This is a genomic window from Pseudonocardia lacus, from assembly GCF_018531445.1.
Lineage (GTDB): Bacteria > Actinomycetota > Actinomycetes > Mycobacteriales > Pseudonocardiaceae > Pseudonocardia > Pseudonocardia lacus.
In genome coordinates this window covers 22,949-29,261 of record NZ_JAHDTH010000100.1, presented here as the reverse complement: position 1 = coordinate 29,261, position 6,313 = coordinate 22,949, and the positions used below count along the sequence as shown (strand labels likewise).

Genomic DNA, 6,313 nt, shown 5'->3' with positions numbered 1-6,313 from the left:
CAGCCGCCCGGCGGGGGCGGGCCGGGGCGCCCGGGCCGGGTGTGGCCACCGGTGTGCTGGCCGTGCCGGTGGCGTCCGGGATCGGCGGGTGCGCCGCCGCGGCGGGCGTCCGCCCGGTACCCCGGCTCATCCATCGGCATCCGGCCATCCTGCCAAGGCGGGGCGGGCCGGCCCCCCGGGTGGCCTCAGACGAACGCCGACAGCACCAGCACGAGCGCCAGACCGACCACCGAGATGATCGTCTCCATCACCGACCAGCTCTTGATCGTCTGCCCGACGGTGAGCCCGAAGTACTCCTTGACCAGCCAGAACCCGGCGTCGTTGACGTGCGAGAAGAACAGCGACCCGGCCCCGATCGCCAGCGCGAGCAGCGCGACGGTCGGCGCGTTCAGGTCGGCGGCCAGCGGCGCGACGATCCCGGCCGCGGTGATCGTGGCGACGGTGGCCGAACCGGTGGCCACCCGGATGCCCACCGCCACCAGCCACCCGAGGATCAGCGGCGACAGCGCGATCCCCTCGGCCGCCCGCCCGACCAGGTCGCCGACGCCGGCGTCGATCAGGGTCTGCTTGAAGCCGCCACCGGCCCCGACGATCAGCAGGATGCCGGCGATGGGCGGCAGCGCGCCACCGATCGAGGCCGAGACGGCCCGGCGGTCGAGCCCGGCCGGCGCACCCAGCACCAGCATGGCCAGCACCACACCGGCCAGCAGCGCGACGACCGGTTCCCCGGCCACCTCCAGCGCAGCGCGCAGTCCGCTGTCCTCGGGCAGTGCGACCTCGGCGACCGCCCGCAGCAGCATCAGCACCACCGGCGTGAGCACGACGGCGACCGCCGCCCCCACGCTGACCCGCCGGGTCGCCCGCACGCCGCTGCCGGTGGCCCGGTCCGCCGCGTCGGGTTCGCCGTCGTCGGTGCGCGTGGTGGTGGTCCCGGCGCCGGGGTCCGGGTCGGGCTGCCCCGGACCCACCTCGGCGGGCGGCGCCAGCGGCACCCAGCGCAGCGCCAGCTTCGCGAACAGCGGCCCGGCCACGATCACGGTCGGCACGGCCACGATGAGCCCGAAGGCCAACGTGATGCCCAGGTCGGCGCCGAGGGCGTCGATGGCCACCAGCGGACCGGGGTGCGGGGGCACCAGCCCGTGCAGCACCGAGAGCCCGGCCAGCGCCGGGATGCCCACGGCCAGCACGCTGACCCGCGCCCTGGCCGCGACCAGCAGCACCACGGGCACCAGCAGCACCACGCCGACCTCGAAGAACAGCGGCAGCCCGATGAGCGCGGCCACCCCGGCCAGCGCCCAGGGCAACGCGCGCGCCCCGACCCGCGAGGTCACCGCCTCGACGACCCGGTCGGCGCCGCCGGAGTCGGCGAGCAGGCCACCGATCATCGAACCCAGCGCGATCAGCACCCCGACGCCGCCGACCGTGCTGCCCACGCCGTCGGAGAAGCTGTTGATGGTGCCCTCGGGCCCGAGCCCGCCGACGACGCCGAGCACCGCGGAGCCGAACACCAGCGCCAGGAACGGGTGCACGTGCAGCCAGGAGATCAGCAGCACGATGACCACGATGCCGAGCACCGCGGCGGTGATGAGGAGCGCGGGCGGCACCGCGGGCGGCGCGGGCGCCTCGTCCTGGGCCAGCAGGGCGCCGGCCGCGAGCAGCGCCGTCACGGCTGGTCCCCCGCCTCCGTCACGGCTGGTCCCCCGCCTCGCGCGGGTGCGGGGCGGGTGTCGGGGAGGTGGCGGCGTGGCTGCGGTCGGGCACGTCGAGACCCAGCGCGTCGAGCGCGGAGCGGGCGACGGAGGCCTGGTCGCCGGTGGTGTCGACGGCGACCCCGGGCTCGTCGGGCTGCAGCGGCTCCAGCGTGCGGAGCTGGCTCTCCAGCAGCGTGGGTGGCATGTAGTGGCCCTTGCGGGCGGAGATCCGCTCGGCGACCAGCTCGTCGGAGGCCGTCAGGTGCACGAACCGCACCGACGGGTGGCCGTCGCAGAGCAGGTCGCGGTAGGCGCGCTTGAGCGCGGAGCAGGTGACCACGGCGCCCTGCCCCGCCGCCTCCTGCTCGCCGATCCAGTCGGCCAGCCGGCGCAGCCACGGCCAGCGGTCGTCGTCGTCGAGCGGGTGCCCGGCGGCCATCTTGTCCCGGTTGGCCTGGGTGTGGAACTCGTCGCCCTCGGCGAACACCCAGCCCGTCGCGTCGACGAGCTCGGCGGCGACCGAGGACTTGCCGACGCCGGACACCCCCATCACGACCAGTGTCAGCGGTCCCTGCCGCTGCTGCGATCCGCTCACCGTGCACCTGCCATGGCGTGCAGCCTGGCTCATCCGGCGCCGGTCCGCCGGGTCTGCCGATCCGCTTGCGATGGTATCGAACATGTGTTCGACTCTGGCCATGCGGTGGAGCGGTCAGCAGGTCCTGGACACGGGCGTCGGCGACGCCCCCGCGCTGCCCGGCATGCGCGGGTTGCTGCGCACGGTGCGCACGCCCGAGTTCGCCGGCACCGTCTTCCACGAGGTGGAGGCGCGCTCGGCGCTCAACCGCGTGCCCGGCCCGTCGCCGCTGCCGTTCGAGTGGACGGTCAACCCCTACCGCGGCTGCTCGCACGCCTGCGTGTACTGCCTGGCCGGACCCACCCGCGTGCTGCTGCCCGACGGCCGCACCACGCCCATCTCCCGGCTGCGGGTCGGCGACGTGGTCCTGGGCACCGAGCCGGTCGACGGGCCCGACGGCGGTCCCCGCCGCTACGTGCCCACCACCGTGCTCGCGCACTGGTCGACCACGAAGCCCGCGCACCGGCTGCGCCTGCGCGGGGGCACCGAGATGGTCGCCAGCGGCGAGCACCGCTTCCTCACCGACCGCGGCTGGCGCCACGTCACCGGCGGGTGGTGCCGGTCGGGCCGGCGCCCCCGGCTCCGCCCCGGCGCCGCCCTGCTCGGGCCCGGCGTCGGCGGCGCGCCCGGGCGCGAGGGTGCCGAGCGGACCGGCCACACCGCCGAGTACCGCTCCGGCTACCTCTGCGGCCTGGTCGACGGCGACGGCCCGGACGGCTTCCCCTCACCGCGCCTCGAACTGGAGGCGCTCGGCCGCGCGCACCACTTCCTGTCCGGCTTCCCGGTGCGCCCCGCCCCGGTCGCGGCGCTGTCCGAGCCCGGCCGGGTGCCGCCGCCCGGCCGCGGGCTGGCCGCGCTCACCGACCTGCTGCGCCACCCGGTCGAGCCCGACGAGGACTGGTGCGCGGGATTCCTGGCCGGCGTGCTCGACGCCCGCGGCGACGTCGTCGACGGCCGGCTCGTCGTCCGCCACCCCGACGACGCGGTGCTCGGCCGGGTCGCCGGCGCGCTGCACCGGCTGGGCTTCCGGTTCGCGGTCGCCCGCGGCGAGCGGGGCGTCGAGATCGGTCCGTGCGGCGGGGCGGGGGAGCTGCTGCGGCTGCTGCGGGTCGCCGACCCGGCGGTCGCCCGCGGGCGCGGCCCGGTCGGCGCGGCGGTCGAGGCGGTGGAGGGCTCGGAGGTCGAGTCGGTCGTCGACCTCGGCGTCGCGCTGCCGATGTACGACATCACCACCGGCACCGGCGACTTCGTGGCCGAGGGCGTGGTCAGCCACAACTGCTTCGCCCGCAACACCCACACCTACCTCGACCTGGACGCCGGGGCCGACTTCGACAGCCAGATCGTGGTCAAGGTCAACGTGGCCGCCGTGCTGCGGCGCGAGCTGCGCGCGCCGCGCTGGGGCCGCGAGCCGGTCGCGATGGGCACCAACACCGACCCGTACCAGCGCGCCGAGGGCCGCTACCGGCTGATGCCGGGGGTGATCGACGCGCTGGCCGGGTCCGGGACGCCGTTCTCGATCCTCACCAAGGGCACGGTGCTCACCCGCGACCTGCCCCGGCTGGCGTCCGCCGCGGCCGACGTGCCGGTCGGCATCGGTGTCTCGGTCGCGCTGCTCGACCGGGAGCTGCAGGCCCGCCTCGAACCGGGCACGCCGTCCCCGGCCGCCCGGCTCGACATGGTCCGCCGCATCGCCGATGCCGGGCTGCCCTGCGGGGTGATGGTCGCCCCGGTCCTGCCGCTGCTCACCGACTCGCCCGAGGCGCTCGACGCGCTGCTCGCGCGGATCGCCGCGGCCGGCGCGAGCGGGGCGACGGTCATGGCGCTGCACCTGCGCCGCGGCACCCGCGAGTGGTTCACCGCCTGGCTGGCCCGCGAGCACCCGGCACTCGTGCCGCGCTACGAGCGGCTCTACCGCCGCGGCGCCTACGTCGACCCGGCCTACCGCCGGGCGCTGGCCGAGCGGGTCGCGCCGTTGCTGCGCCGCCACGGGCTGGCCACGGGGGCGGGCACCCTCCGCAATCGCACACCCAGTGACGGGTCCGCCACGGAAGGTGAGACGGCCTTCGATCCGCCGGGGGAGCAGTTGAGCCTGCTGTAGTCCGAAACCTGCTGGCCGGGCACCCCGGGCGGCCGGATAGCCTCGCCGCGTGATGCGCACCCTTCCCGCCGGCACCCTCCGTGCCGAGCACGCCGGACAGACCGTGACCCTCGCCGGCTGGGTGGCGCGCCGCCGCGATCACGGCGGGGTCATCTTCATCGACCTGCGCGACGCCTCCGGCTCCGCGCAGGTGGTGTTCCGCGAGGGCGAGATGGCCGAGCGGGCGCACCGGCTGCGCGCCGAGTTCTGCGTGCAGATCGTCGGGGAGGTCTCGCGCCGCCCGACGGGCAACGAGAACCCCGAGCTGGCCACCGGCGAGATCGAGGTCACCGCCACCGAGCTGACCGTGCTCTCGGAGGCCGCGCCGCTGCCGTTCCCGGTCGACGAGCACGCCGAGGTCGGCGAGGACGTCCGGCTCAAGCACCGCTACCTCGACCTGCGCCGGCCGGGCCCGGCCGCGGCCATGCGGCTGCGCTCCGCGGTCAACCGGGCCGCCCGCCGCGTCCTCGACGAGCGCGACTTCGTCGAGGTCGAGACCCCGACGCTGACCCGCTCCACCCCCGAGGGCGCGCGCGACTTCGTGGTGCCCGCCCGGCTGCGCCCCGGCTCCTGGTATGCGCTGCCGCAGAGCCCGCAGCTGTTCAAGCAGCTGCTCATGGTGGGCGGGCTGGAGCGCTACTACCAGATCGCGCGCTGCTACCGCGACGAGGACTTCCGCGCCGACCGCCAGCCCGAGTTCACCCAGCTCGACATCGAGATGAGCTTCGTCGAGCAGGACGACGTCATCGAGCTGGCCGAGGCCGTCCTGGCCGCGCTGTGGGAGCTGGTCGGCCACGAGGTCCCGCGACCGATCCGGCGGATCAGCTACGCCGAGGCGATGGACCGCTACGGCTCGGACAAGCCCGACCTGCGCTTCGACATCGAGCTCACCGAGCTCACCGAGTACTTCTCCGGCACCGGGTTCCGCGTGTTCCAGAACCCGTACGTGGGCGCGGTCGTCATGCCCGGTGGGGCGAGCCAGCCGCGCAAGCAGCTCGACGCCTGGCAGGAGTGGGCCAAGCAGCGCGGCGCCCGGGGGCTGGCCTACGTGCTGGTCGACGAGGACGGCACGGTCAGCGAGAAGGGCCCGGTCACCAAGAACCTCTCCGAGACCGAGCGCGCCGGGCTGCCCGCGGCCGTCGGCGCGCAGCCGGGCGACTGCATCTTCTTCGCCGCCGGCCGGCCCAACGAGGCCCGCGCCCTGCTCGGCGCCGCGCGCGGGGAGATCGCCCGCCGGATCGGCGCGATCGACGAGAACGCCTGGTCGTTCGTGTGGGTGGTCGACTTCCCGCTGTTCGAGGCCACGGCCGACACCGAGGACGTGGCCGTCGGCGGGGGCTCGTGGACGGCGCTGCACCACGCGTTCACCTCGCCCACCCCGGACTGGATCGACAAGTTCGAGTCCGACCCCGGCAACGCACTGGCCTACGCCTACGACATCGTCTGCAACGGCAACGAGATCGGCGGCGGCTCCATCCGTATCCACCGCGCCGACGTCCAGAAGCGGGTCTTCGAGATCATGGGCCTGGGCGAGGAGGAGGCCCAGGACAAGTTCGGCTTCCTGCTCGACGCGTTCGCCTACGGCCCGCCCCCGCACGGCGGCATCGCGTTCGGCTGGGACCGGATCGTCGCCCTGCTGGCCGGGGTCGACTCGATCCGCGAGGTCATCGCGTTCCCGAAGACCGGCGGCGGGTTCGACCCGCTGACCTCGGCCCCGGCGCCGATCACCGCGCAGCAGCGCAAGGAGGCGGGGGTGGACGCGAAGCCCGCGTCCACCGCAGGCTGACCCACCGTCGAGAACGACGTCGCCGCGTGGTTGGAACGGTCCACCGCGCGGCAACGTCGTTCTCG

The 6,313-nt window shown here is 75.4% G+C and carries 4 protein-coding genes; 2 read left to right on the top strand and 2 right to left on the bottom strand.

Annotation, left to right across the window (positions count from 1 at the left end; translation table 11 throughout):
• Positions 1-185 precede the first annotated feature (185 nt).
• Both KIK08_RS21000 and KIK08_RS20995 read right to left on the bottom strand, forming a co-directional pair.
• Complete coding sequence (locus KIK08_RS21000) at positions 186-1,637, bottom strand: GntT/GntP/DsdX family permease (RefSeq protein ID WP_250557471.1); 1,452 nt, start codon at positions 1,635-1,637, stop codon at positions 186-188.
• Positions 1,638-1,686: 49 nt separating this feature from the next.
• The gene (locus KIK08_RS20995) at positions 1,687-2,286 is read right to left on the bottom strand and encodes a gluconokinase (RefSeq protein ID WP_308257766.1); all 600 of its coding nucleotides are present in this window, start codon (positions 2,284-2,286) and stop codon (positions 1,687-1,689) included.
• 82 nt (positions 2,287-2,368) lie between these two features.
• Between KIK08_RS20995 and KIK08_RS20990 the strand changes: the two genes are divergently transcribed.
• The gene (locus tag KIK08_RS20990) at positions 2,369-4,423 is read left to right on the top strand and encodes an intein-containing Rv2578c family radical SAM protein (protein WP_250557461.1); all 2,055 of its coding nucleotides are present in this window, start codon (positions 2,369-2,371) and stop codon (positions 4,421-4,423) included.
• Between the two features lie 49 nt (positions 4,424-4,472).
• On the top strand, positions 4,473-6,248 hold the full coding sequence (aspS, locus tag KIK08_RS20985; protein ID WP_214404917.1) for an aspartate--tRNA ligase: 1,776 nt from the start codon (positions 4,473-4,475) through the stop codon (positions 6,246-6,248).
• Positions 6,249-6,313: the final 65 nt, after the last annotated feature.